The 23,845-nt window shown below is 62.2% G+C and carries 20 protein-coding genes and 1 pseudogene; 2 read left to right on the top strand and 19 right to left on the bottom strand.

The window, feature by feature from the left end; translation table 11 throughout:
• Window positions 1–194: 194 nt before the first annotated feature.
• The 8 genes from FSO04_RS26485 to FSO04_RS26525 form a co-directional block, all read right to left on the bottom strand.
• Window positions 195–1,478, bottom strand: a complete 1,284-nt coding sequence (locus FSO04_RS26485) for a dienelactone hydrolase family protein (protein WP_154564093.1) — start codon at window positions 1,476–1,478, stop codon at window positions 195–197.
• A 586-nt stretch (window positions 1,479–2,064) separates the two neighbouring features.
• Window positions 2,065–2,514: a YchJ family protein gene (locus FSO04_RS26495; protein ID WP_154564097.1), complete on the bottom strand. Its 450-nt coding sequence runs from the start codon at window positions 2,512–2,514 to the stop codon at window positions 2,065–2,067.
• Between the two features lie 7 nt (window positions 2,515–2,521).
• Entirely contained in the window at window positions 2,522–3,652 is a 1,131-nt protein-coding gene (locus FSO04_RS26500; RefSeq protein WP_154564099.1) for an acyl-CoA dehydrogenase family protein, read from the bottom strand.
• 48 nt (window positions 3,653–3,700) lie between these two features.
• Window positions 3,701–4,378, bottom strand: a complete 678-nt coding sequence (locus FSO04_RS26505; RefSeq protein WP_154564101.1) for an SDR family oxidoreductase — start codon at window positions 4,376–4,378, stop codon at window positions 3,701–3,703.
• Between the two features lie 39 nt (window positions 4,379–4,417).
• Window positions 4,418–5,611 (bottom strand): acetyl-CoA C-acetyltransferase, encoded by a 1,194-nt coding sequence (locus tag FSO04_RS26510; RefSeq protein ID WP_154564103.1) that lies wholly within the window; start codon window positions 5,609–5,611, stop codon window positions 4,418–4,420.
• Window positions 5,612–5,618: 7 nt separating this feature from the next.
• Entirely contained in the window at window positions 5,619–6,395 is a 777-nt protein-coding gene (can, locus tag FSO04_RS26515) for a carbonate dehydratase (RefSeq protein WP_154564192.1), read from the bottom strand.
• A 94-nt stretch (window positions 6,396–6,489) separates the two neighbouring features.
• Window positions 6,490–8,319, bottom strand: a complete 1,830-nt coding sequence (aceK, locus tag FSO04_RS26520; protein WP_154564194.1) for a bifunctional isocitrate dehydrogenase kinase/phosphatase — start codon at window positions 8,317–8,319, stop codon at window positions 6,490–6,492.
• An 86-nt stretch (window positions 8,320–8,405) separates the two neighbouring features.
• The gene (locus FSO04_RS26525; protein ID WP_054035656.1) at window positions 8,406–8,810 is read right to left on the bottom strand and encodes a MerR family transcriptional regulator; all 405 of its coding nucleotides are present in this window, start codon (window positions 8,808–8,810) and stop codon (window positions 8,406–8,408) included.
• 188 nt (window positions 8,811–8,998) lie between these two features.
• On the opposite strand from FSO04_RS26525, the gene FSO04_RS26530 reads away from it, so the two are divergent.
• Window positions 8,999–10,069 (top strand): MBL fold metallo-hydrolase, encoded by a 1,071-nt coding sequence (locus FSO04_RS26530; protein ID WP_154564105.1) that lies wholly within the window; start codon window positions 8,999–9,001, stop codon window positions 10,067–10,069.
• An 84-nt stretch (window positions 10,070–10,153) separates the two neighbouring features.
• Here FSO04_RS26530 and FSO04_RS26535 read toward each other — a convergent pair whose 3' ends face one another.
• From FSO04_RS26535 to argS, 6 genes are all read right to left on the bottom strand, one after another.
• The gene (locus FSO04_RS26535; RefSeq protein ID WP_154564107.1) at window positions 10,154–11,740 is read right to left on the bottom strand and encodes an ABC transporter substrate-binding protein; all 1,587 of its coding nucleotides are present in this window, start codon (window positions 11,738–11,740) and stop codon (window positions 10,154–10,156) included.
• 234 nt (window positions 11,741–11,974) lie between these two features.
• Window positions 11,975–12,808, bottom strand: coding sequence for a helical backbone metal receptor (locus FSO04_RS26540; RefSeq protein WP_154564109.1), 834 nt, complete (start codon window positions 12,806–12,808; stop codon window positions 11,975–11,977).
• 3 nt (window positions 12,809–12,811) lie between these two features.
• Window positions 12,812–13,585 (bottom strand): SDR family oxidoreductase, encoded by a 774-nt coding sequence (locus FSO04_RS26545; protein WP_154564111.1) that lies wholly within the window; start codon window positions 13,583–13,585, stop codon window positions 12,812–12,814.
• Between the two features lie 15 nt (window positions 13,586–13,600).
• Complete coding sequence (locus tag FSO04_RS26550) at window positions 13,601–14,239, bottom strand: thiol:disulfide interchange protein DsbA/DsbL (protein WP_154564113.1); 639 nt, start codon at window positions 14,237–14,239, stop codon at window positions 13,601–13,603.
• 184 nt (window positions 14,240–14,423) lie between these two features.
• On the bottom strand, window positions 14,424–15,242 hold the full coding sequence (locus FSO04_RS26555; protein ID WP_154564115.1) for an SPOR domain-containing protein: 819 nt from the start codon (window positions 15,240–15,242) through the stop codon (window positions 14,424–14,426).
• Between the two features lie 61 nt (window positions 15,243–15,303).
• Window positions 15,304–17,094, bottom strand: coding sequence for an arginine--tRNA ligase (gene argS, locus FSO04_RS26560; protein WP_154564117.1), 1,791 nt, complete (start codon window positions 17,092–17,094; stop codon window positions 15,304–15,306).
• A 451-nt stretch (window positions 17,095–17,545) separates the two neighbouring features.
• Between argS and FSO04_RS26565 the strand changes: the two genes are divergently transcribed.
• Window positions 17,546–17,872, top strand: coding sequence for a DUF1840 domain-containing protein (locus FSO04_RS26565; RefSeq protein WP_054035663.1), 327 nt, complete (start codon window positions 17,546–17,548; stop codon window positions 17,870–17,872).
• A gap of 132 nt (window positions 17,873–18,004) precedes the next feature.
• On the opposite strand, the gene FSO04_RS26570 is transcribed toward FSO04_RS26565, so the two are convergent.
• From FSO04_RS26570 to pcaD, 5 genes and pseudogenes are all read right to left on the bottom strand, one after another.
• Window positions 18,005–18,214, bottom strand: coding sequence for an acid-shock protein (locus FSO04_RS26570; RefSeq protein WP_154564119.1), 210 nt, complete (start codon window positions 18,212–18,214; stop codon window positions 18,005–18,007).
• Between the two features lie 157 nt (window positions 18,215–18,371).
• Window positions 18,372–21,110 (bottom strand): annotated as a pseudogene (gene metH, locus FSO04_RS26575) (methionine synthase); the annotation flags it as partial.
• An 85-nt stretch (window positions 21,111–21,195) separates the two neighbouring features.
• Entirely contained in the window at window positions 21,196–22,266 is a 1,071-nt protein-coding gene (locus FSO04_RS26580; protein ID WP_154564123.1) for a homocysteine S-methyltransferase family protein, read from the bottom strand.
• 304 nt (window positions 22,267–22,570) lie between these two features.
• Window positions 22,571–22,828 (bottom strand): BTH_I0359 family protein, encoded by a 258-nt coding sequence (locus FSO04_RS26585; RefSeq protein WP_007179533.1) that lies wholly within the window; start codon window positions 22,826–22,828, stop codon window positions 22,571–22,573.
• A 117-nt stretch (window positions 22,829–22,945) separates the two neighbouring features.
• Complete coding sequence (gene pcaD / locus FSO04_RS26590) at window positions 22,946–23,734, bottom strand: 3-oxoadipate enol-lactonase (protein ID WP_154564125.1); 789 nt, start codon at window positions 23,732–23,734, stop codon at window positions 22,946–22,948.
• Window positions 23,735–23,845: the final 111 nt, after the last annotated feature.

Genomic DNA, 23,845 nt, shown 5'->3' on the forward strand with positions numbered 1-23,845 from the left:
CACGCATACCGGTGCCTGCTGCTCGAAACGCTTCATCACCTCGTCAAACATCCCTTCGTACCCGTCGTCCTTGAACAGGTCGCCAGGTTACCAGGTTTGCCGCGCAAAGACCTTGAAAGGGCTGGCCCTAAGAACACAGACAAGAAGCGCCGCGCAGGCAACCAAACAAGCGCCGCGAAGGCAAACCTAAACCGTCAATTCCGGCTAGCAATAGCGCGCCGATCATTAGCAGCTCCAGCTGCCGACGACGAACCAGAATCCGCCGTCTGCGAAGACCCACTCCCCCATACAACGGAGTTGTCGACGGCATACAACCGGCAAGGCGCCGAACTCTGCTTCTGGCAATTAGCAATAGCAACAGACATCGGATTATCACCACCTTCCGCCCACGACCAAGCCCCCGAATCCGACACAGCAAACGCCCGGCTAGGATACTGATGCAAGAAGTTGCGATAACCATTACGTCCGGCTTCATCAACAAACGGAACAGAGTCGACTGCATCAACAGCAGCAAAACCGCTCGCCTTCGGCGCCGAAGGATCTTCGACCCGATACTGCACACCCGTAGGCATCCCAACGCGGGCAAGAAACGCCTCGACAGCAGGCCACCAGATCTGCACACCATCGCGGTCGCCCACGAGCCGATGCGCGTCATTCTTGTAGTTGCCGAAATCCACCATCTTCGCGCTCGCGCCGTGCGCGGCAAACGCGGTATACATGCCGGCCACCAGCGCTGCGGTCCACACCGAATCGTTATCGCCGTACAACCACAGCGACGGCACCTTCGTTTTCTCGCCATACGTGCCAAATGCGCGCGTCAGGTTACCCTGCCAGTCGGCGCACGCGTCCTGCCGCAACCCGCCCGAAAAATTGATCAAGGCCCGCACGCCAGTCGCAGCTTCGGTGCCGTATGCCATCGTCGCGAGACCGCCGTGCGAGGTGCCGGCCACTACGATGTGCGTGGCATCCACGTACGGCTGCTTCGACATGAATTGGATCGTCGCGGCCACGTCGCCGGCCTGGCCGACGCCATTGCGTTCGACGTCGCAACCGTCCTGCTGATACGTGCCGTCCGAATGGCCGAAGCCCTGGCGGTTCGGCGCCACCACCACGTAGCCGCGGCGCACGAATTCGCGCGCGAACGGACGCGGGTCGCTGCGCTCCTGCGTGCGTGGGTCGCCGGGAATCTTGCCGTGGTTGAAAACGATCATCGGAAACGGGCCTGAGCCGTCCGGTTTGTAGATCGTGGTTTCGAGCGTGACGGTGCCAGCAGCGTTGACCGGCACGCGGATGATCTGTTCGTTGAGGCCCGCGGTGGGCAGATAGACGTCGTCGTCGAGTGCGATGCGCGGCACGTGCGCGCGAGTGAGAGGCCCCGCCTGGGTGTCGGCGAGCGGCTCGGCATGCGCGAGTGCGACGGCGCACATTGCCGTTGCAAACGTCACCGCACACTTCGTCAGAACCTTGCTGAACACCATTAACGCACCTGCCTCAAAAACCTGCCCTTAACACCGTGACGTTTTGTCTGTCGAATGCTGTCGTTGACAATTGCCTTTCATCGGCGTTTTCGACAAACAAAAACACACTCGCGTACGTAGTGCGGCAAGCGCACGCACGCTGATCGAGATCGCACGGGATGAACCCAAACGGCCGACGCGACCCCACGCGCCGATGATGAGCGCCACACATGCTGCCCGGAACCGCCGCCGAACCCTTGCTGGTGGGCTATCGGCAGGCGCCAGCGCATTTTGCGGAAGCGGTATGGACCTGTTCTCGCAACGTGGCGTCACAAACCTACGGCCTCATCCTGGCACGACAATTTTGTTTTGTGCAATAAAGGAGAACCCGCGACGGAATAATTGCCGGGTGCGGATCAGGGCGTATTCGCCCGTCAGGAGGCCGAAAAGCGCCTGCCTCGCAGCGCTTGGTTGCACGAAGTAATTTGTCGAAATACGCGCGCTGTGGTGTCGAGCCAACACGAAAAAAAGCCCTCGTTTGAGGGCCATATGTGATGACGGTGTTATTGCGCGCCGCTAAGCGGTGTAAGGCTTTCGAAGGCACGGCTTATTCGTTTACATCACCGTCGACATAGCGCCAGCGTCCGTCCTCACCGCGTACGAAGCGGCTTAGTTCGTGCAACCGGTGGGCGCGGCCACCTACCTTGTATCGTGCGACGAATTCGACGGTCGCATGATCGGCGCTGGTTTCAGCGAAGGACTTGATCTGCAGTCCGAGCCAACGCGGTGCGTCGGGGGCGGCAGGGTCGGCGTCGAGATCCGCGGGGCAGGTGTGCGGCGCCCAGGTCGCGCGCAAATAATCCGTTGCGCCCACAACATACGCGCTGTAACGCGAGCGCATCAGTTCGAGCGCGCGCGGCGCTGTTTCACCGCCATCGATATAGCGGCCACAGCATTGCGCGAAGCGCGGTGGTTTGGCGCCGCTGCGCTGATCGGGCGCGGCGCCGCCGCAGGGGCAGTCGGACGGTCGTTGCATTGACAACAATGGCTTATTCATCAGACTTTCAGGCAAGACCACGGGCGATCAAAATTTTCTGGATGTCGCTGGTGCCTTCGTAGATCTGGCACACGCGCACATCGCGGTAGATGCGTTCGACGGGGAAGTCGCTCAGATAGCCGTAGCCGCCATGAATCTGCAATGCTGCCGAGCAGATGCGCTCGGCGGCTTCGGATGCAAACAGCTTGGCCATCGCGGCTTCGGTCAGGCAAGGCTGCCCGGCGTCTTTCAGCGAAGCCGCGTGCCAGATCAACTGGCGCGCGGCTTCGAGCTGGGTCGCCATATCGGCGAGGCGGAATTGCACGGCCTGGTGCGAAAACAGCGGCTGGCCGAAGCTCTCGCGCTCCTTCGCATACCCCAACGCCGCCTCGAACGCGGCGCGCGCCATGCCGACGCTTTGCGCCGCGATACCGATGCGCCCGCCTTCGAGCCCCGATAGCGCAATCCGATATCCTTCGCCTTCCGCGCCGATCAGGTTGGTGGCCGGCACGCGGCAATCTTCGAAAATAATCTGCGCGGTGTCCGACGAATGCTGACCGAGCTTTTCTTCGACTCGCGCGACGACGTACCCCTTCGTATCGGTGGGCACGATGAACGCGCTGATGCCGCGCTTGCCCGCCGCCTTGTCGGTCACGGCCATCACGATTGCGACGTTGCCGTTCTTGCCGCTCGTGATGAACTGTTTGACGCCGTTCAGCACGTAGCCGTCGCCATCGCGTGTCGCGGTGGTGCGCAGCGCGGAGGCGTCCGAACCCGCTTGCGGTTCGGTCAGGCAAAACGCGCCGAGCATCTCGCCGCGCGCGAGCGGCGTGAGCCAGTCGCGTTTCTGCGCGTCGTTGCCATAGGTCAGCAGAATGCTGCACACCGGACAGTTGTTGACCGAGATCGCGGTCGAGGTGCCGCCGTCGCCCGCAGCGATTTCTTCGAGGATTAGCGCGAGCGCCAGCGCGTCCATGCCGGCGCCGCCGTATGCTTCGGGCACCAGCACGCCATACGCGCCGAGCTCGGCGAGCTGGCGATGCACGTCCTTCGGAAAGGTGCGATCGCGGTCCCATTGCGCCGCATACGGCGTAACGGCTTCGCGGACGAACGTGCGCACCGCGTCGCGGACCATCAGATGATCCTGATCAAGCACCATGGCTCGGTCTCCTCATTAGTCTCCCCACCTGTCTCTTCGCCAATATCTTCACCATTCGAGCGCCGTGCCGTCGTATTGGTAGAAGCGACCGTTGAATGCTTCATGTGCTGCCGCGGCCTGCGCAAGCACTTCACGCATGCCCGTGACGCTGCGCGCCGGATCGATCGCCGCTTGCGCGCCACCCATATCGGTGCGCACCCAGCCAGGATGCAGCGAAATACAGGTTGCGCGCGTGGCGTCCAGTGAAGCGATCTTCAGCGCGTCGTTCAGCGCAGCCTTACTCGCCCGATACAGCCAGCCGGTCGTGCCGCTTGCGTCGCCGATGCTACCCATCTTGCTCGAGATCACCGCGAACACGCCGCCCGCTTCTTCGACGAGCGGCAGCAGGATCGGCATCAACTGCATCGGACCGCGCACGTTGGTATGCATGACCTGGTCGAAGTCTTCCGACGTAATCGTCTCGATGTCCTCGGTGCGTGGCCCGTACACGCCGGACACCAGCACCGCCGCGTCGAGCCGTTCGCGGTCGAGCTTCCAGCCGAGCGCGGCGATTTCTTCGGGTGCGGTGACGTCGAGTGAAAAGGTCTCCGCGCCGAGCGCCTTCAGCGCGTCGAGCGCGGCGCCGTCGCGCGCGGTGGCGAGCACGCGCCAGCCGCTCTTCATGTACTGCCGCACGAACTCCTGGCCGATGCCACGCGACGCACCGACGATCAACACTGTCTTCATCGAATCACCTCAAGCTTGCAAACGCCTGGTAACAGCGCGTCAAACCAGTTCAATGCCCATCGCGGTCGCTTCGCCGCCGCCGATACACAGCGTCGCGACACCGCGCTTCAGACCGCGATTTTTCAACGCCCCGATCAGCGTGACGAGAATCCGCGCGCCCGAAGCGCCGATCGGATGGCCGAGCGCGCAGGCGCCGCCGTTCACGTTGACCTTGTCGTGCGGCAGGTGATGTTCCTTCATCGCAGCCATCGTGACCACCGCGAACGCCTCGTTGACCTCGTAGAGATCCACTTCGTCGGCGCGCCAGCCGTTCTTCTCGAACAGCTTGCGAATCGCACCGACCGGTGCTGTGGTGAACTTCGCCGGTTCCTGAGCGAAGGTGGAGTGGCCGACCACACGAGCAAGCGGTTCGACGCCGAGACGCTTCGCGGTCGATTCACGCATCATCACGAGCGCCGCGGCGCCGTCGGAAATCGACGACGAGTTCGCCGCCGTCACCGTGCCGGTTTTGCTGAACGCGGGCTTGAGCGTCGGAATCTTGTCGAGGTTCGCCTTGAACGGCTGCTCGTCGTGATCGATGGTCACATCGCCCTTGCGGCTTTCCACCTTCACCGGCGCGATTTCCCATGTGAACGAGCCGTCTTCATTCGCGCGCTTCGCACGATTCAGGGACTCGACGGCGAACGCATCCTGCGCTTCACGCGTGAAGTCGAACGAGGCCGCGCATTCCTCGGCGAAGGTGCCCATCAGACGGCCCTTTTCGTAGGCGTCTTCGAGGCCGTCGTAGAACATGTGGTCGATCACCTGGCCGTGGCCCATGCGCATGCCGTTACGTGCCTTGGGCAACAGATACGGCGCGTTCGTCATGCTTTCCATGCCGCCCGCGACGATCACGTCGACCGAGCCCGCGGCCAGCATGTCGTGCGCGAACATCGCCGCGCGCATGCCGGAGCCGCACATCTTGTTGACGGTGGTGCTGCCTGTGCTCAACGGCAAGCCGGCGCCGAGCGCGGCCTGGCGCGCGGGCGCCTGGCCGAGGCCGGCAGGCAGCACGCAACCCATTACCACTTCGTCGATCTGCTCAGGCTTCAACCCGGCGCGTTGCACGGCGGCTTCGATTGCAACCGAGCCCAACTGCGGCGCGGTTAGCGTTGCGAAATCGCCCTGAAATGCCGCCATCGGCGTACGGGCCACACCTACGATTACGATCGGATCAGACTTTGTCTCGCTCATGTTTGTCTCACTCGTGTTTAAGCTGTTTGATCACACCTTCGACGATGGCCGGCACGTCGCCGAGCTGGGCCGCTTCGGCGGCCGCCGCATCGTTGTCCTCCTGGTACGCACCGCCGGCCGATACGGCCGCGATGCAGCGCTTGTAGGTTGCATCGAGCGCCGCGGGGTCGTTAATTGTCATGCCGAGGTCGCGCACCTTGCCGTCATGCACGCCATATACCCAGCCGTGCACCGTGAGTTCCTGGCCACGCGCCCACGCGTCGTTGATGATGGTGGTCCGGCATACGTTCATGACCTGTTCGATCGCATTCAGTTCGACCAGCCGCCGATGGCGCGCTTCGCCCAGCGGCCATTCTTCGATCAGCGCAGCATGCTTGGTGCGCACGTCCTGCACGTGATGCAGCCAGTTATCCGCGAGACCCACGCGCCGGCCGTGCAGCGCCGCGCCGACGCCCGAGCAGCCATAGTGACCCACCACCATGATGTGCTTGACCTTCAGCAGATCGACGGCGAACTGGATCACCGACAGGCAGTTCAGATCCGTATGCACCACCACGTTGGCGATATTTCTGTGCACGAACACTTCACCCGGCGGCAGGCCGATGATCTGGTTGGCCGGCACGCGTGAATCGGAACAGCCGATCCACAGATATTCGGGTGTCTGCTGGTGCGCGAGGCGCGAGAAGTACTCCGGGTCTTCGGACAGCTTGCGGGCCACCCACGCGTCGTTGTTATCGAACAGGTGGGCAAGCGGATTGGCAGCGGGAGAAGCGTTTGTGTTCATGTTGAGTCTGGGCGGTTGCTCGACCGATTGACCGGTCGATGTCGTTGCATAAGGTTCGGACGATGCATTCAACGATGCGGGCAGCGCATAGTGCTTACGCCACGCGCACGGTGCGTTCATCTGCCTGGTTCTCCGGTAGTCCGGACGCCGTATCGGCGAATCGTTCCGGATAGCGGATGCAGAAGCGCACGCTGCTGTCGTACGGGAAAAAGTCGGGCAGTTCGCCTTTCAATAGATGATCCTTGTGCCGTTGCCACAGCGCTGGATCGAAGAAGTCCGCGTGATGCTGCATGAAGGACCGGCGCACGCGTGGATCGCCGAGCAGAAACGTGCCGTATGTCTCCGGGAAAATGTCGTGCGGGCCGACCGAGTACCACGGCTCGCCCGACATTTCGTCTTCCTCGTAACGTGGCGCCGGCACCGCGCGCACGTTGCATTCCGTCAGGTATTCGATTTCATCGTAGTCGTAGAACACGACGCGGCCGTGACGCGTCACGCCGAAGTTCTTGTACAGCATGTCGCCAGGGAAGATGTTCGCCTGCATCAATTCCTTGATCGCGTTGCCGTATTCCTTGATGCCGTGCTCGACGTCCTCGTCGCTGCCGTTTTGCAGGAACAGATTGAGCGGCACCATCCGGCGTTCGATATACATGTGACGAATCACCAGGTTGTCGCCGTCGTATTCGATCAAGGACGGCACTTCCTTTTCGAGTTCGCGCAGCAGCCCTTCATCGAGCCGGGAAATGGGCAGCGCGACGCTCGAATATTCGAGCGTGTCGGCCATGCGGCCCAAACGGTCATGACGCTTAACGAGCTGATACTTTCGCTGGATCTGCTCTCGCGTGGTTTCCTTCGGCGGCGGAAAGTGGTCTTTGATCAGCTTGAATACGTATGGAAACGACGGCAGCGTGAACACCAGCATCACGAGCCCCTTGATGCCGGGCGCGATGATGAACGGATCGCTGGAATGCTTCAGATGGTGCAGCAGATCGCGATAGAACAGATTCTTGCCCTGCTTCTGCAAACCCACCGACGTATAGATTTCCGCCTTCGGTTTGCCCTGCATGATCGTGCCGAGAAATTCGACGTAAGCGGACGGCACTTCCATGTCCACGAGGAAGTACGAATGCGAGAAGCTGAAGATGATCAGCAACTGGTCGCGTTTGAGCAGCACCGTATCGAGTGCGAGTACGCCGGGCTTCACATGGCGCAGCGGCACTGCGAATGGCAGCAACAGATCGCCGTTGATGATCCGTCCAACGATATACGCCGACTTGTTCCGATAGAACAGCGACGAAAGCACGTGAATCTGGAAGTTGGGCGCTTCGTCGAACACGCCGAACGCGTCGTGTATCGCCTGCATGACGCATCCGACGTCGCGCGTCAGGTCTTCGAATGGCGGCTCGAGCTGGAAGTTCGTGACGATGCGCTCGAGCGTCGCGGCAAGACCGTCCTTGCCGGGGTAATACGCACGATAGGTCGGCTTCGCCGCCGGTTCGTCGTTCTCGATGTATTCGGTCGAGATCGCCGGGCGCACGAAAATGAAGTCGTTGTTGAAATACGAACGGTGCAGGATCTTGCAGCACACCGAATTGAAGAACGTCTCCGCGCACTCGGGCTGGCGGTGCGTGGTCAGGAGGCCGATGTAGTGGAGCTTGATCTGCTGCCACACTTCGTCGTCGATATTCTCGGCGTCGTATTCGTCTTCGAGCAGTTCGACGCATTCCTCGACGCGATCGTCATACGAGGTGATGCGCTCGCGCGCCAGCGTTTGCAGGCCATGCCAGTCGGCGGTTTCGAAGAGCGTTTTGGCATGGATCGCGGCGTCACGGAAGATGCGGTAGTGCCGATCGAATCCTTCGAGCATCGTCTGGGCGACGTCAAAGCCGATCTGTGACGACAGCAGTTTGGGAAAGTGATTCATGTCGGCCGTGCATTCGTCCCATGTCATGAAGACACCCGTGATTGTATCGTCCGGGTGCACCCGCGGCGCGTCGCGCCGTTCTCCGCTCAGGCGGACCTGGTCTCGCGTGAACCGCCTTCCAGCAGCGCGCGCGCCTGGGTTTCGTACTGCGCGAGGTCTTCGAGTGTGGCGTTCAGATCTTCCAGTTGACGTTCGAGCACGTCGCGATGGCGCGCCACCGTGGCAAGGAAGGCCTGCAATTGCGGCACGGTGTCGGTCGGCGACTCGTAGACGTCGAGCAGATCGCGGATCTCCGACAGCGTGAAGCCGAGCCGTTTGCCGCGCAGCGTGAGCTTCAGACGGGTTCGGTCGCGGCCCGAATAGACGCGCCGCAAGCCGCTCGATCCCTCACGGCTGGGCGAGAGTAAACCCTGGTCTTCGTAGAAGCGGATCGCCCGCGGCGTGACGTCGAATTCCCGCGCGAGCTCGGTGATCGTGTATTGCGTGTTCATCGGGGCATCCCGTAGCCGGGCAGAAAATCGGATTGAACGATAGAATCGACGTTTACGTTATCGTCAACTTGATCGAAACGCAACTACGGCGCAATACGGCACCGGCATGTCCCGGCCGGGCCGCAACCACGCCGTCCGGCATCGCATACCTCGCCATGCCGGATGGCCGACGGAGGAAGACAACCACAATGAATGCACTCGAACATCAACTCGACTACCCGTTCAAGGACACCTTGCCCGAAGCGGGCCAGACGATGGAAGTCGCGCCCGGCGTGTTCTGGCTGCGCATGCCGCTGCCGTTCGCACTCGACCACATCAATTTGTGGCTGCTACGCGATGAGATCGACGGTCAAGAAGGCTGGACGGTAGTCGACTGCGGTATTACGTCGGACACGATCAAGGAGAACTGGGAGAAAGTGTTCGACTCGGTGCTCGACGGCCTGCCGGTGCTGCGCGTGATCGTCACGCATTGCCATCCGGACCACATTGGCCTCGCGCACTGGATCTGCAGCGGCGGCGACAAGAAGCGCTGGAATGTGCGTTTGTGGATGACGCTCGGCGAATACATGCAAGCCCGTGTAATGGCGGCGGGTGACGGTTCGAATGCGGGCGGCGAGGGCGCAGCGCGCCACTTCGCACGTCACGGCTTGAACGACGAGACGTCGCTCGAGAAACTGCGCAATCGCACGAGCTACTACTCGAGCCTCGTGCCAGCGATTCCTGGGCAGTACCGCCGCCTGCGCGAAGCCGATGGCGTGAAGATCGGTGGCAAAACGTGGCGCGTGGTAACGGGCTTCGGCCATTCGCCGGAACACTGCGCGTTGCATTGCGAAGAGACGGGCACGCTGATCTCCGGCGACATGGTGCTGCCACGTATTTCGACCAACGTCTCGGTGTTCGACATGGAGCCCGAAAGCACGCCGCTCGCGCTGTATCTGGAATCGCTCGGCCGCTACGAGACGATGCCTGAAGACACGCTCGTGCTGCCGTCGCATGGCAAGCCGTTTCGCGGTGTGCGTACGCGTATCAAGCAACTGCGCGAGCATCATGACGCGCGTCTGGCTGAAGTGCGCGAGGCCTGTGCGGAGAAGCCGCAGAGCGCTGCGGATATCGTGCCGCTGATGTTCAAGCGCCAACTCGACATCCATCAGATGACGTTCGCGATGGGCGAGGCGTTGGCGCACTTGCATCTGCTGTGGCTGGCCGGCGAGTTGAAGCGCACGCAGGATGCGGATGGGGTGATCCGGTTTTCGGCGTGATCGCGTCGACAGGTTGATAAGTCGATAAAAAAAGCCCGGTTGCGAAAAGCAACCGGGCTTTTTTTTAAGTGGCGAGGCAGAGTCTTACTGCACCGCTACCGTCCCAAAGTTCTGCCGTCCGAACGGACTCACGTGATAGCCGCTCACGTTCGTACGCGTGATGGCCGCTGCGGTCGGATAACCCAGCGGAATCCACAGTGCCTGATCGTGGATGATCTGCTGCGCCTGTTCATACGCTTTCGCGCGTTTGGCCTGATCGGGCGTGGTCTTGCCGTCCGCAATCAGCTTGTCCAGATCCTGATCGCAGAAGCGCGCGAAATTGATCCCCGACTTCACCGCATTGCAACTGAAGAGCGGTGACAGATAGTTGTCCGGATCGCCGTTATCGCCGGCCCAGCCCATGAACAGCGTGTCATGCTGGCCTTGTTTGGCCTGTTTGATCAGCTCGCCCCATTCGATCACCTTCACATCCGCCTTCACGCCGATCTTGGCGAAGTCGGCTTGCAGCAGTTCGGCGCCGGCCTTCGGGTTCGGGTTCAGCACGCTGCCGTTCGGACGCACCCAGATCGTCGTTTCGAAACCGTTCGGATAGCCCGCGTCCGCGAGTAGTTTCTTCGCCTTCACCGGATCGTACGGCCACGCTTTCACGCCCTTGTCATAGCTCCACGTGTTCGGCGGATACGGATTGACGGCCGGCGTCGCGGTGTTGTCGAAGATCGCTTTCAGATAGGTGGTGCGGTCGAACGCCATGTTCAGGGCCGCGCGCACCTTCTGATTGTCGAGCGGCTTCTTCTGCGTGTTCAGGGCGACGAAGGCTGTCATGAAGGCCGGCGTCTGCACGATGGCGAGCGACTTATCCTCCTTCGCTTCGGCGAGATCCTGCGGCTTCGGCGACAGCGCGATCTGGCATTCGCCGGCCTTCACCTTTTGCGCGCGCACCGTGGCGTCCGGCGTGATCGCGTAGATCAGACGGTCGATCTTCGGTTTCGCGCCCCAGTACGTCGGGTTCACGTCGTAGCGGATCACGGCGTCCTTCGTGTAGCTCTTCAATTCGAACGGACCGGTGCCGATCGGTTTCGCATTCAGGTCGACCTGTTTGCCGGCCTTGAGTAGCTGGTCGGCGTATTCAGCCGAATAGATCGAAGCGAAACCCATCGTCAGGATCGAAACGAAGGTTGCGTCCGGTGCGTTCAGTTCGAACTTGACGGTGTTGTCGTCGACCTTGCTGATCGACTTGATGAGCTTCGGCAAGCCCATCGATTGCGCGTGCGGGAAACCGCTCGCGCCCGCCACCTTGTGCCATGGATTGCTGTCGTTGAGCATGCGGTCGAACGTGAAAACGACGTCGTCGGCATTCAGCGCGCGGGTGGGCTTGAAGTAGTCGGTGGTCTGGAACTGCACGTTCGGGCGCAGATGGAACGTGTAGGTGAGGCCGTCGGCGCTCACGTCCCACTTGTCGGCCAGCGCGGGCACGACTTTCTTCGCGGCCTCGTCGTACGAGACCAGCGAATTGAAGATCACGTCGGCCGACGCATTGGTCGTGACGAGCGAATTGAACTGCACGACATCGAAGCCGTCGGGGCTCGACTCGGTACAGACGGTCAGCGGTTTGGCGAGCACGAGCGCGGGTGCCGTGAACAGTACGGCGGCTGCGAGCAGTTTGAAGCGCATAGGATCTCCCATAACAAGCGCAGTCAGGCAGTGCGTCTGGTTGTGTGGTTATGTTCCGTTGACGGGTGGCGACCGGTCTGGCCGTCGTCTTTATTGTGATACGTTTCCGGCGCTGGCGCATGGTTTGGCTGCTGCGCTACATGCACGTCCTCGCCTTCGCGAAAGCTTATCGAAGGGTGGTTGCGGCGACAACAATTTAATCCGCATATCCATATGGGTTGAGCGTGTTGTCGCTCATGACGCAGCCGCGCGCTGCAACAGATAGCCAATGCCTTCGATGGCGCGCACGCCGTACCACGACACCATCTCCCCATCGATCAGCTCAATGTGCTTGCCGGCCAGACGCGGGTCACGCTTCAGCGCGTCGCAATGTGCTTGTGTGAAGCGATAGGGCTCGCTGGAGAGCAGTATGCGATCGACGTCGGCAAGCCACGGCGCGTGGTCAAAGTCGAGCGCGGGATAACGCGCTGCGCCTGCCGCGCCGCCTTCCGCGTCAGGCAGCGTCTGCCAGTTCACGAGCCTCAGCATCGCGGCGATATAGGTATCGCGTGCCACCGTCATCCATGGCTCGCGCCAGATCAGATACAACACGTTTTGCCTGGGAAACACCTGTGCGGCGGCCTCATGCAGACGTATTTCGAGCGCCTCGTTCAGGCGTTGCGCTTCTTGCTCGCGGTCGAAGATCGCGCCCAGCAACGCGTACAGCGAGAGATTGTCCTGCGGTGTCTGCGGATGGGTCACGACGATATGCGGCACGAACGTGCGCAATTGCTCGACGGTATCGCGCTCGTTTTCGTCGATATTGACGATCAGATGGGTGGGCCGCAATGCACGAATTGCGTCGACATTCACGGCCTTGGTGCCGCCGACCTTGCGCACCTGCCGCACCTTGTCGCGGGGATGCACGCAAAAACCGGTGCGCCCGACAATCTGCCTGTCGAGCCCCAGAGCGAACAGCAATTCGGTGATGCTCGGCACCAGCGAGACGATGCGGGTAGCGGCACCCCGCGTACCGACGCCCCCCATTTCGTGCGCGACGCCGGCTGCATCGACCGCACGAGGCTGCATGACTTACTCGGTGGCGGCGCGCGGTTTGCGCGGCGCGCGTTCGAAGGCGCGGTCGTAGAGCCAGCGCGGCAGCACGTGCAGCAGCATCGCCACGATGCGCATCTGCCATGGGAACACGGCAAACGCGGTTTGACGCTCGACCGCCCCGGCGACCTTCACCGCGAAGCGGTCGGCGTCCATCAGGAACGGCATGGTGTACGGATTGTGCTCGGTCATCGGCGTGCGGATATACCCGGGGGCGATCGTGACCACGCCGACGCCGAGCGGGCGCATTTCGACGCGCAACGCTTCCAGATACTTGAGCGCAGCCGACTTCGACGCGCTGTACGCGCCTGACCCCGGCAAGCCCCGCACACTGGCGACGCTGGCGATCCCGACCAGCGTGCCTTTCTTCGCCGCGACCATCGCGGCGGCGAACGGCTCGAAGGTGGCGACCATGCCGAAATAGTTGATATCCATCACTTCGCGGAACGTGCGCAGATCGCCGTGCCCGGTGACCGCTCCGCGGCTGATGCCGGCATTGGCGATCACGACGTCAGGCAATCCGTGCTGCGCGATGAACTGCGCGGCCGCTTCGGCGAGCGCCTCGGCGTCGCGGACGTCGACGGAATAGGTGGAGATGGAATTCTGCGGATGGGACTGCTGGAAGGCGGCGAGCGCGTCGCCGCGGCGGGCAACCAGGCCGAGAATCGCGCCGCGCCGCGCATATTCGGTGGCAAGCGCGAGGCCGATGCCACTCGAGGCGCCGGTAATGAAAACCTTCAGGGGGGAAATCATTCCGGCGCCTCGGCTTTACATCTTCTTGGCGCGGATCTGCTGCACCAGGTAGTCGAGTACCTGGGTCGTACCCGGCAGGCTGTTGGTCGCAGCCGGACCGGTTTCATACTTGCCCTGCACGGCCAGCGTCGGCACGCCGTCGATCTTGTAGTCTTCCATCAACTTCTTGTCTTTTTGCAGCGCGCTTTGCGTCGAGAACGAGTTGTACGCGTCCATGTACTTCTTCGGATCGACGCCGTTCTTCGCGAGGAACTTGGCTTGGTCTTCCGGCGTCAGCAGGTAGTTCTTGTTGACGTGGATTTCATTGAAGACCTTCGGCGTGAGTTGCGTGGCGAGGCCGAGTGCGTCGAGCGCGTGGTACATCTTCGAGTGCGGAATGAAGTCGTCGCGGAAGGCGACCGGCACGCGCTTGAACACCACGTCCGGACCTTGCTTCTTCACCCACGCTTCGAGGAACGGGTTGAATTCGTTGCAGTGCGGGCAGCCGTACCAGAAGAATTCGGTGACTTCGATCTTGCCGGCCGGCACGTCCGTAGGTTGCGGCGTGGACAGCACGGTGTAGTCCTTGCCGGAAACCGGTGCGGTCGGCGATGCATGCGCCGTGGCGGCAACCAGGCCCAGCGAGAGGAACAGAATGCTCAGCAGTTTTTTCATGTTGTGTTGACCCAAGTAGGCGGTAAAGCGGTGGCGCCACGCAAATGCCCGTCACCGTTTTCAATGTCGGCGTTAGACGCTCTGGTCGTCCGTTGTGTTTGCCGGTTGTGCTTGTGACCCGCACCGCACGCCAATAGTTCGGCGGCGGCGCGTTCCGGCAAATCACCGTTTGTTTATTGTTTGCTTATTGCTTCGTAAAGCGGATCACGGCTGTATCCACGCCCGCGTCGGACAGACGCTGACGGCTCGAATTCATGTCCTCGAACTTCGAAAACGGGCCGATACGCACACGGTAGTACGTCACGCCGCCCGCATCGCGCTGCGTGACCTTCGATTCGAAGCCCTGGAAGGCGAGACGCGCACGCTGCTGCTCGGCATCGGCCGAGGTCTTGTAGGCGCCCACTTGCAGGAAATAGCCCGTGTTCGCGTCACCCGCTGTCGGCGCCGCGCCCGAACCCGGCTTGGCGTTGGCAGCCGTGGTGGGCGACGTACCCTTCGGCGCGGAGCCTGCCGCGGTGGCGGCCGGTGCGCTTGCGCCTTGCGGCTTTTTCACCGGTCCGCTGGCCGTGCCGTTGCCGTTATCCTGCGCGGGCTTTGGTGCGACTGCCGTGCCGTTCGCATTACCGTTCGACGGCGGTACTTCGACGATCTGCGGTTCTTCCAGCATGCCCGACTGCGTTTGCGCGTTGGTCTGGCCCGGCGCGGTGTTTGGCGGCGCCGGCTGCGCGGCTTGCGGCACCGGCTGACCCGGCGTCTTGCCTTGCAGCGGACGGTTCGGGTCGTATTGCTGCGCCTGGCTCGCGCCGGTGTCGGGCGCCGCGGGCGGCGCGACCTTCGAGACGAACGGCGTAGGCGCACGGGTGATATACAGCGCCACCACTACCGCGATCGCGAGACCGACGATCAGGCCCAGCACGATGCCGAGAAAAGTCCCCCCGGTTTGTTTCGATTGCGATTGCTTTGTTGTGCGGCGTGGTTTTGCCATCGTATGAATCACCTGCAAAAAGAATCCTGGAACGGCCGTCGATTATAACGACGGCCGCATGCATGTTGCGCCGGAGGACTTACATCTTGACGGGAGCGGAGACGCCGATCGTCGCGAGACCGTTGGCCAGCACCTGACGTGTGGCCGCAAGCAGCGCGACGCGTGCGTTGCGCTCGGCAGCGTCGTCGACCAGCACGCGTTCGGCTCTGTCATTGTAGAACGAGTGGAATTCCCCGGCGAGGTCGCGCAGATAGAACGCGACCGCGTGCGGCGCGAGTTCGCCGGCGGCGTGCTCCAGCATGTCCGGGAACTCGGCGAGCTTGTTCAGCAGGGCCATGGCGCGTTCGCTGGTGAGCGGCGACACGTCCACCGTGGCCAGCGTGCTTTCGTCCGTGCTGTAGCGCGCCTTGCATTCCGCGATGACCGAGCAGATCCGCGCATGCGCATACTGCACGTAGTGCACCGGATTTTCGTCGTTTTGTTTCAAGGCCAGGTCGATGTCGAACACGAATTCCGTATCCGCCTTGCGCGAAATCAGGAAGAAGCGCACGGCGTCGCGGCCGCGGCGAATCGTCTCTTCGTCGATCAGGTCGACGGCGGCTTCCGAGCCCGGCGTCGCGCCGCCCGACCATTCGATCAGGTCGCGCACGGTCACATAGCTGCCGGCGCGTTTCGAGATTTTCACCTCTTCGCCGTTGCGCATCACCGTGACCATCTTGTGCAGGATGTAGTCGGGATAGCCCTTCGGAATGCCGATGCCGAGACCTTGCAGGCCGGCGCGCACGCGCGCGATCGTGCCGTGGTGGTCCGAGCCCTGAATGTTGATGACCTTGGTGAAGCCGCGTTCCCACTTGGCGACGTGGTAGGCGACGTCCGGCACGAAGTACGTGTAGGTGCCGTCGGTCTTGCGCATCACGCGGTCTTTGTCGTCACCGTCGTCGGTGGTGCGCAGCCACAGCGCGCCTTCCTGTTCGTAGGTTTTGCCGGCGGCGATCAGCGCCGCGACGGTCTTCTCGACCCGGCCTTCCTTGTACAGCGACGACTCGAGGTAGTACTCGTCGAACTTGACGCCGAAGGCCTGCAAGTCCATGTCCTGCTCGCGGCGCAGGTAGGCGACCGCGAAGCGGCGGATCGCTTCGAGGTCGTCGACGTCGGCCGCGCCCGTGACGGGTTCGCCGTCGCTCGCGGCAACCGTGACGCCGTTCAGATAGTCTTTGGCGATGTCGGCGATGTACTCGCCGTTGTACGCCGAGGCCGGCCAGCCTTGGTCGCCTGGGGCGAGGCCGCGGGCGCGGGCCTGGGTCGACAGGGCGAGCGTCTGGATCTGCACGCCGGCGTCGTTGTAATAGAACTCGCGGTGCACGTCCCAGCCTTGCGAGGCCAGCACGCTCGAGAGCGCGTCGCCGAGCGCGGCCTGGCGGCCGTGGCCGACGTGCAGCGGGCCGGTCGGGTTGGCCGAGACGAATTCGATCAGCACATGCTTGCCGGCTTCGCGCTGCGAACGGCCAAAGGCGTCCTTTTCGGCGAACACGGCGGCGATGACCGCCTGCTTGGCGGCGGCCGCGAGGCGCAGGTTGATGAAGCCGGGGCCGGCTACTTCGGCGGCTTCCACGAGACCCTTGGCTTGCGGTTGCGCGAGCAGCGCGTCGACGATCTGTTGCGCCAACTGGCGCGGGTTGGCGCGCAGCGGTTTGGCGAGTTGCATCGCCACATTGCAGGCGACGTCGCCGTGCGCGGCGACCTTGGGACGCTCCAGCGTGATCGTGGGCGACACGAAGGCGGCTTCGCTCGCGCCTTGGGTTGCGTCAGCAACCTGCTTCACCGTGTCGGCGAGCAGTGTTTCGAGGGTATGTTTATGTGCAGGCAGCATGCTTGTTGCGAGTCCAGTGAGGCAATCCGGTGATGCGGAAGAAGCGGCGGCCGCGCGCGAGGCGCAGCCGATTCGTCAGAAGCGTGGAAAGCGGCAATGCACCGGCCGGGACGCGCCGGGCACTTCGGGGCGTCATCAGGCACGTGGCGTGCAACGCGTCTAGCGCGGTGCGCGGCGCGAGACCAGGACGCTTGCTGCAGCGGCCCGGTGCGGCAGCAGGCGGGGTTGCGGCCAACCGGCCCAGCCACGCCACCTTCACTATGCCGCGCGCGGCGCATTGCGGCGCGCTTTTCCGTCCAGACGGATTTTAGCAGGTGCTAATATGTTCAATGAGATGCCCACCAAGGGCCGTGGCCGCCGTGCCTGATCGGCGTGTCAACGTAACGCGCGCCGACGGCCGGCTTACAAGCCGTTCGCGCGTCAATCCAACATAACGAAAAAGGGAACAGTCATGCTGATTACTTTCAAATGTCGCGCCGCGCCGGACGTGATGATGCTAGAAAATCTCGCTCAATACCTGGTCGGCATCGTCGGCAAGCGCCTGGGTGAGCGTGGTGTCATCACCCACGACGAACTGAGCGTCGCGATCACGAAACTTGAATCGGCGATCAGCGTCGACAAACAGGAACGTGCCGAGCACGACGGCCATTTTCACGAAGGCGAAGACGGCCACGAGCATCATGAGATCCCGCCGGGACTCGCCCAGCGCGCGTATCCGTTTCTCGACATGCTGCGCGCCGCGCAGAAGGAAAACGCGGATATCGTCTGGGGTCTCTGATCCCGCGGCGGTCCGCCGGTGGAGGCGTTCGCCGCGTCTCGCGGTGCTGGTCGTGACGTGTCAATGAAAAGAGCCCGCATTCGCGGGCTCTTTGTCTTTCACGGGTCTTGACGGCCCGTCTGCCGAACCTGCTTACTGGCTGGCGGCGTCCGCCGGAGCGGCCATCGGTGCCGACGCACCCTTCTTGGCTTTCTGCTTCTTGGGCTTCTTGACGTGCTTCTCAGTGGGCGGCGAATACGAACTGACCGCGCTGGAGCCGGCCGGAGCGGCGGGCTGGGCCAGCGCCACCGAGGCGCTTGCGGCGAGCGAAACAGCAGTCAATAACAGCGTCAGCTTCTTCATACGATTTTCTCCGTTGACGATTGCAATTTGATAAGCCGACGCGTTTTGGCCGCGTCTGGCGGGGTGATGCCGTTTCAGTCTACAAAGCCGAAAATTGCACTGCCGCAAATATTCAGCCTAGCGCGCCCGATATAGTAGGTTTCCCGCCCCGCATGGCTTACAGCAAAGGCGCCAAGGCTCGCTCAGCGTCTGTTTTCGACAACGACATGCGTTTTGCGTAGTCTTCCAACTGGTCCTGGCCGATCTTGCCGACCGAGAAATAGGTGCTGTCCGGGTGCGCCAGGTAGAAGCCGGAAACGCTGGCCGCCGGCAGCATGGCCAGAGACTCGGTCACGCTCATGCCGATTTCAGTGGCTTGCAGCACGTCGAACATGTCGCGTTTCACGAGGTGGTCCGGGCAGGCCGGATAGCCCGGCGCCGGGCGGATACCGTGGTACTTTTCAGCGATCAGGTCTTCGTTGGAGAGGGTTTCGGCGTTCGCGTAGCCCCACAGGTCGCGCCGCACGCGGGCATGCAGTCCTTCAGCGAAGGCTTCAGCGAAGCGGTCGGCGAGCGCCTTCAGCATGATCGCGCTGTAGTCGTCGAGATCCTTTTCGAACTGCTTTTCCTTCACGTCGACGCCCAGACCCGCCGTGACCGCAAACATGCCGATGTAGTCGGCCACGCCCGAATCCTTCGGCGCGATGAAGTCGGCGAGCGACCGGTTCGGCCGCATCACGCCATCCACCACCGGCCGCACGCTTTGCTGGCGCAGGTTGCGCCACGTGAGCGCCACTTCGGAGCGCGATTCGTCCGTATAGATCTCGATGTCGTCGTCGTTCACCGTGTTGGCCGGCAGCAGCGCGATCACGCCGTTGGCCTGCAGCCAGCGGCCCTGGATCAGGCGCGCGAGCATCGACTTGCCGTCCGAGAACACGCGGCGGGCCGATTCACCGACGATCTCGTCATTCAGGATCGCCGGGTACGGGCCGGCCAGGTCCCAGGTCTGGAAGAACGGACCCCAGTCGATGTAGTTCGCCAGCTCGTTCAGATCGTAGTTCTTGAACACGCGGCGGCCGATGAACTTCGGCTTGACCGGCTGGTAGCTGGCCCAATCGACCTTGGTCTTGTTCGCGCGGGCTTCGGCGAGCGTGACCATGGGCAGGGCTTTCTTGTTGGCGTGCTGATCGCGGATGCGGTCGTAGTCGGCTTTGAGGTCGTCGACGTACTTCGCTGCGCCTTCATCGGACAGCAGGCTCGACGCCACGGAGACCGAGCGCGACGCGTCCGGCACATAAACCACCGGGCCTTCGTAATGCGGTGCGATCTTGACTGCGGTGTGCACGCGCGAGGTGGTTGCGCCGCCGATCAGGAGCGGGATCTTCTTCACGCGGAAGTAGTCGTCGCGCTGCATTTCCGAAGCGACATAGGCCATCTCTTCGAGGCTAGGCGTAATCAGACCGGACAAGCCGATGATGTCCGCGCCTTCGACTTTCGCTTTGGCGAGAATGTCGTTGCACGACACCATCACGCCCATGTTGACCACTTCGAAGTTATTGCACTGAAGCACCACCGAGACGATGTTCTTGCCGATGTCGTGCACGTCGCCCTTGACGGTGGCGATGACGATCTTGCCCTTCGCGCGCACGTCGGCGCCGGCTTCGGCCATCAGCTTCTTTTCTTCTTCGATGTACGGGATCAGATGCGCGACCGCCTGCTTCATCACGCGCGCCGACTTCACGACCTGCGGCAGGAACATCTTGCCCTGGCCGAACAGGTCGCCGACGATGTTCATGCCGTCCATCAGCGGGCCTTCGATCACGTTGATCGGCCGGCCGCCGGCTGCGGCGATCTTTGCGCGGACTTCCTCGGTATCTTCGACGATGAAGTTGGTGATGCCGTGCACCAGCGCATGCGACAGACGCTTCTCGACGGGCTGATTACGCCATTCGAGGTTCTCTTCTTTCTTCGCGGCGCCGGTCTTGAACTTGTCGGCGATTTCCAGCAGACGATCGGTGCCGTCTTCACGGCGGTTCAGCACGACGTCTTCAACACGCTCGCGCAACTCCGGGTCGAGGTCGGCATACACGCCGAGCTGACCCGCGTTGACGATGCCCATGTCCATCCCCGCCTGAATCGCGTGATAGAGGAACACGGTGTGGATCGCCTCGCGCACCGGATCGTTGCCGCGGAACGAGAATGACACGTTCGACACGCCGCCGCTGATCTTCGCGTACGGCAGGTTTTTCTTGATCCAGCGCGTCGCGTTGATGAAGTCGACCGCGTAGTTGTTGTGCTCTTCGATGCCGGTTGCAATCGCGAAGATGTTCGGATCGAAGATGATGTCTTCCGGCGGGAAGCCGACTTCGTTCACGAGAAAATCGTATGAGCGCTTGCAGATCTGCGTCTTGCGTTCGAAGGTATCGGCCTGGCCTTGCTCGTCGAAGGCCATCACGACCGCGGCCGCGCCGTAACGGCGAATCAGGTTCGCATGATGGCGGAACGCTTCTTCGCCTTCCTTCAGCGAGATCGAATTGACGATTGCCTTGCCTTGCACGCACTTCAGGCCCGCTTCGATCACGTCCCACTTCGACGAGTCGATCATGATCGGCACGCGCGCGATGTCCGGTTCCGACGCGATCAGATTCATGAAGCGGACCATCGCCGCTTTCGAATCGAGCATCGCCTCGTCCATGTTGACGTCGATGATCTGCGCGCCGTTTTCGACCTGCTGCCGCGCGACCGCGATCGCGTCGTCGAACTGGTCGTTCAGGATCATTCGCGCGAACGCCTTCGAGCCGGTCACGTTGGTGCGTTCACCGACGTTGATGAAGAGCGTCCCGGACGTGACGTTGAACGGCTCGAGGCCGGAAAGGCGCATGGTGTGATCGGTCATGGCGTAGGTGCGGTTCGGTTGCGTGCGTTTTACGTGCGATTACGTACGATTACGTGCGTCGGGTTCGATAGCGGAAGAGTGGCGGATCAGGATCGAGCCGCCGCACTCAGGCTGCGTCGCGGTATTGCGTCGGCCATTGGCGCGGCTTCACTTCAGCCAGCGCTTTGGCAATCGCCGCAATATGCTCCGGCGTCGTGCCGCAGCAGCCGCCGGCGATGTTCACGAGGCCGGCCTGCGCGAACTCCTTCAGCAATCCCGACGTATCCGCCGGCAATTCGTCAAAGCCCGTGTCGCTCATCGGATTCGGCAAACCGGCGTTCGGATAGCACGACACATAGGTGTCGCACAGTTTCGCCAGTTCGGCGATGTACGGGCGCATCAGCGCCGCGCCCAGCGCGCAGTTCAAACCAAAGGTGAGCGGCTTGGCGTGACGCAGCGAGTTCCAGAAGGCCTCGACGGTTTGTCCCGAGAGAATCCGGCCCGATGCATCAGTGACGGTGCCCGAAATCATGATCGGCAGGCGCTCGCCGGTGTCTTCGAACAGCTCGTCCAGCGCGAACAGTGCAGCCTTGGCATTGAGCGTGTCGAAGATCGTTTCGACGAGGAACAGGTCGCAGCCGCCGTCGAGCAATGCCTTCGCCTGCTGATAGTACGCCGCGCGCAGTTCGTCGAACGTCACGTTGCGTGCGCCCGGATCGTTCACGTCAGGGGAAATGCTTGCTGTTTTCGGCGTCGGTCCGATCGCGCCGGCGACGAAGCGCGGCTTGTCGGGCGTCGAGTATTTGTCGCAGGCGGCGCGCGCCAGCTTCGCCGATTCGAGATTCATCTCGATGGCGAGGTCTTCCATTCCGTAGTCGGCCTGCGCAACCGTGGTCGCACCGAACGTGTTGGTTTCGATGATATCCGCACCCGCCGCGAGGTATTGCTCGTGAATTTCGCCGATGATCTGCGGCTGCGTGATCGACAGCAACTCGTTGTTGCCCTTGATGTCGCGACCGTAGTCCTTGAAGCGCTCGCCACGATAGCGGGCTTCGTCGAGCTTGTAGCGCTGGATCATCGTGCCCATTGCGCCATCAAGAATCAGGATACGTGACTTGAGCAGCGCGGGCAGCGCCGTGCCGCGTGTGTAGGCGGCGTCGGGACGGACTGGCGTGGCGGATTGAGCAGGCTGGTTCATGGCGGACGAGGGCTTGCGCCGGCTTTTTCGGGAAACCTGTCATTGTAGCCGCTGTGGGGCGGTCCCGCCGGACGCGCGCCCGACAGGCGGATGCGCGTGCCGCCCCAACGGTGGCCGGGGCTGTGGCCGCAGCGGAAACAAACAGCGGAAATGACAGTGGAAACTGCAGTGGAAACAAAACGGCCCAGTCAGGTGAAAGCCTGCTGGGCCGTGTTACTTCTGCTGACCGCCTTATAAAGGCCGCCGGCTAAGCCGGTCGGCGCGGTCGATATATGTCGCCAAACCGTTACGTTAAACCCTTCAGTTAGTGAAGAATCACGGGTTGATGCATCAGGCTGTCGAATTGCCCGAGGAATTCGTCTACCTCATCCAGCGACGGTTCCTCTTCGATCAGCTTTTGCACATGCTCGCGGAAACGCGCTGCCATTGCACCGTCAATGTAGATTTCGCGCTGCATGTTCTTGTCGACGATCTCGTAGCCGCCTGATTTCATGGCCAGCGGGCCTTCCTGCGGCGGAAACTCGACGACACAATAGTTGGGGCTGTTATAGATCATTTGCATGGCGACACTCCTTATTTCCGTTGGCTCCTGGCCATTCCTGCGCCATAGGTGGAGCTTGTGGTGTGGAATTCAAGGGGTGGGTCCGGATTGACGCTTGTAAAGTTCCGAACCTACCGGTTAGACCGGCTTTCCAAGAAACGTTTCAAGCAGTGCAGCAAAACGGTGAGATTGCTCGATGGGCGCGAGATGAGCGGCCTCGAGTAGTTCGAACTGGGCGCCTTGGATGGCGTCTGCTATTGCCTGCGTAGCAGCAGGTGGCGTGCCCGTGTCGTGGCGGCCTCCCACGGCCAACGTCGGGCAACGAATTGTTCCCAGCTTACCGCGTAGATCGAAATCGCGCAGGGCTTCGCACGCCATGGCGTAGCCTTCTGGCAACGTATGGCTCAGCACGTCGCGAATCTGCTCGACTGCTTCGGGATGCGCTGCCTGGAAATCGGGCGTCAGCCAGCGGCTCAATGTCGCGGGTACCAGTGATGCCATGCCGTCCGTGCGCACCGCCGCCGCGCGTTGATCCCATATCGCGCGGCCTTCGGGCGGCGTACCGCTCGTGGTGTCGGCGACGGTCAGCGTGTCGACGCGCGACGGGTGGTTCAGCGCGAATTGCTGCGCGATCATGCCGCCCATCGACATGCCGACAAGATGCGTGGTGGGTGCGCCGAGCGCATCGAGCAGCGCGGCGAGATCGCGGGACAGATCGGCGATGCTGAACGGTTCGCTCGATACCGCGGTCTTGCCGTGGCCGCGCAGGTCGTAGCGCAACACGGTGTACTTGTCGCGGAAATAGCCGGCGAGTTGGTCCCAGACAGACAGATCGCCGCCGAGCTGATGAATGAACGTCAGCCACGGGCCGCCGCCCTCATTGCTCAGGACATAGCGCGTCTCGATACCGTTGATTTTCACTTGCATGCGGGCTCCTTGAAGGGGGACGCAGTGGAAAGAGCCGTTTGCGCGCTTCTCCCGCCTTCACTATACCTACGTGGCGGCCGCGCGAACGGTTGCAGTTCATCGTGCGAGTGA

It is taken from the genome of Paraburkholderia madseniana, from assembly GCF_009690905.1.
In the GTDB taxonomy this organism is placed as follows: Bacteria; Pseudomonadota; Gammaproteobacteria; order Burkholderiales; family Burkholderiaceae; genus Paraburkholderia; species Paraburkholderia madseniana.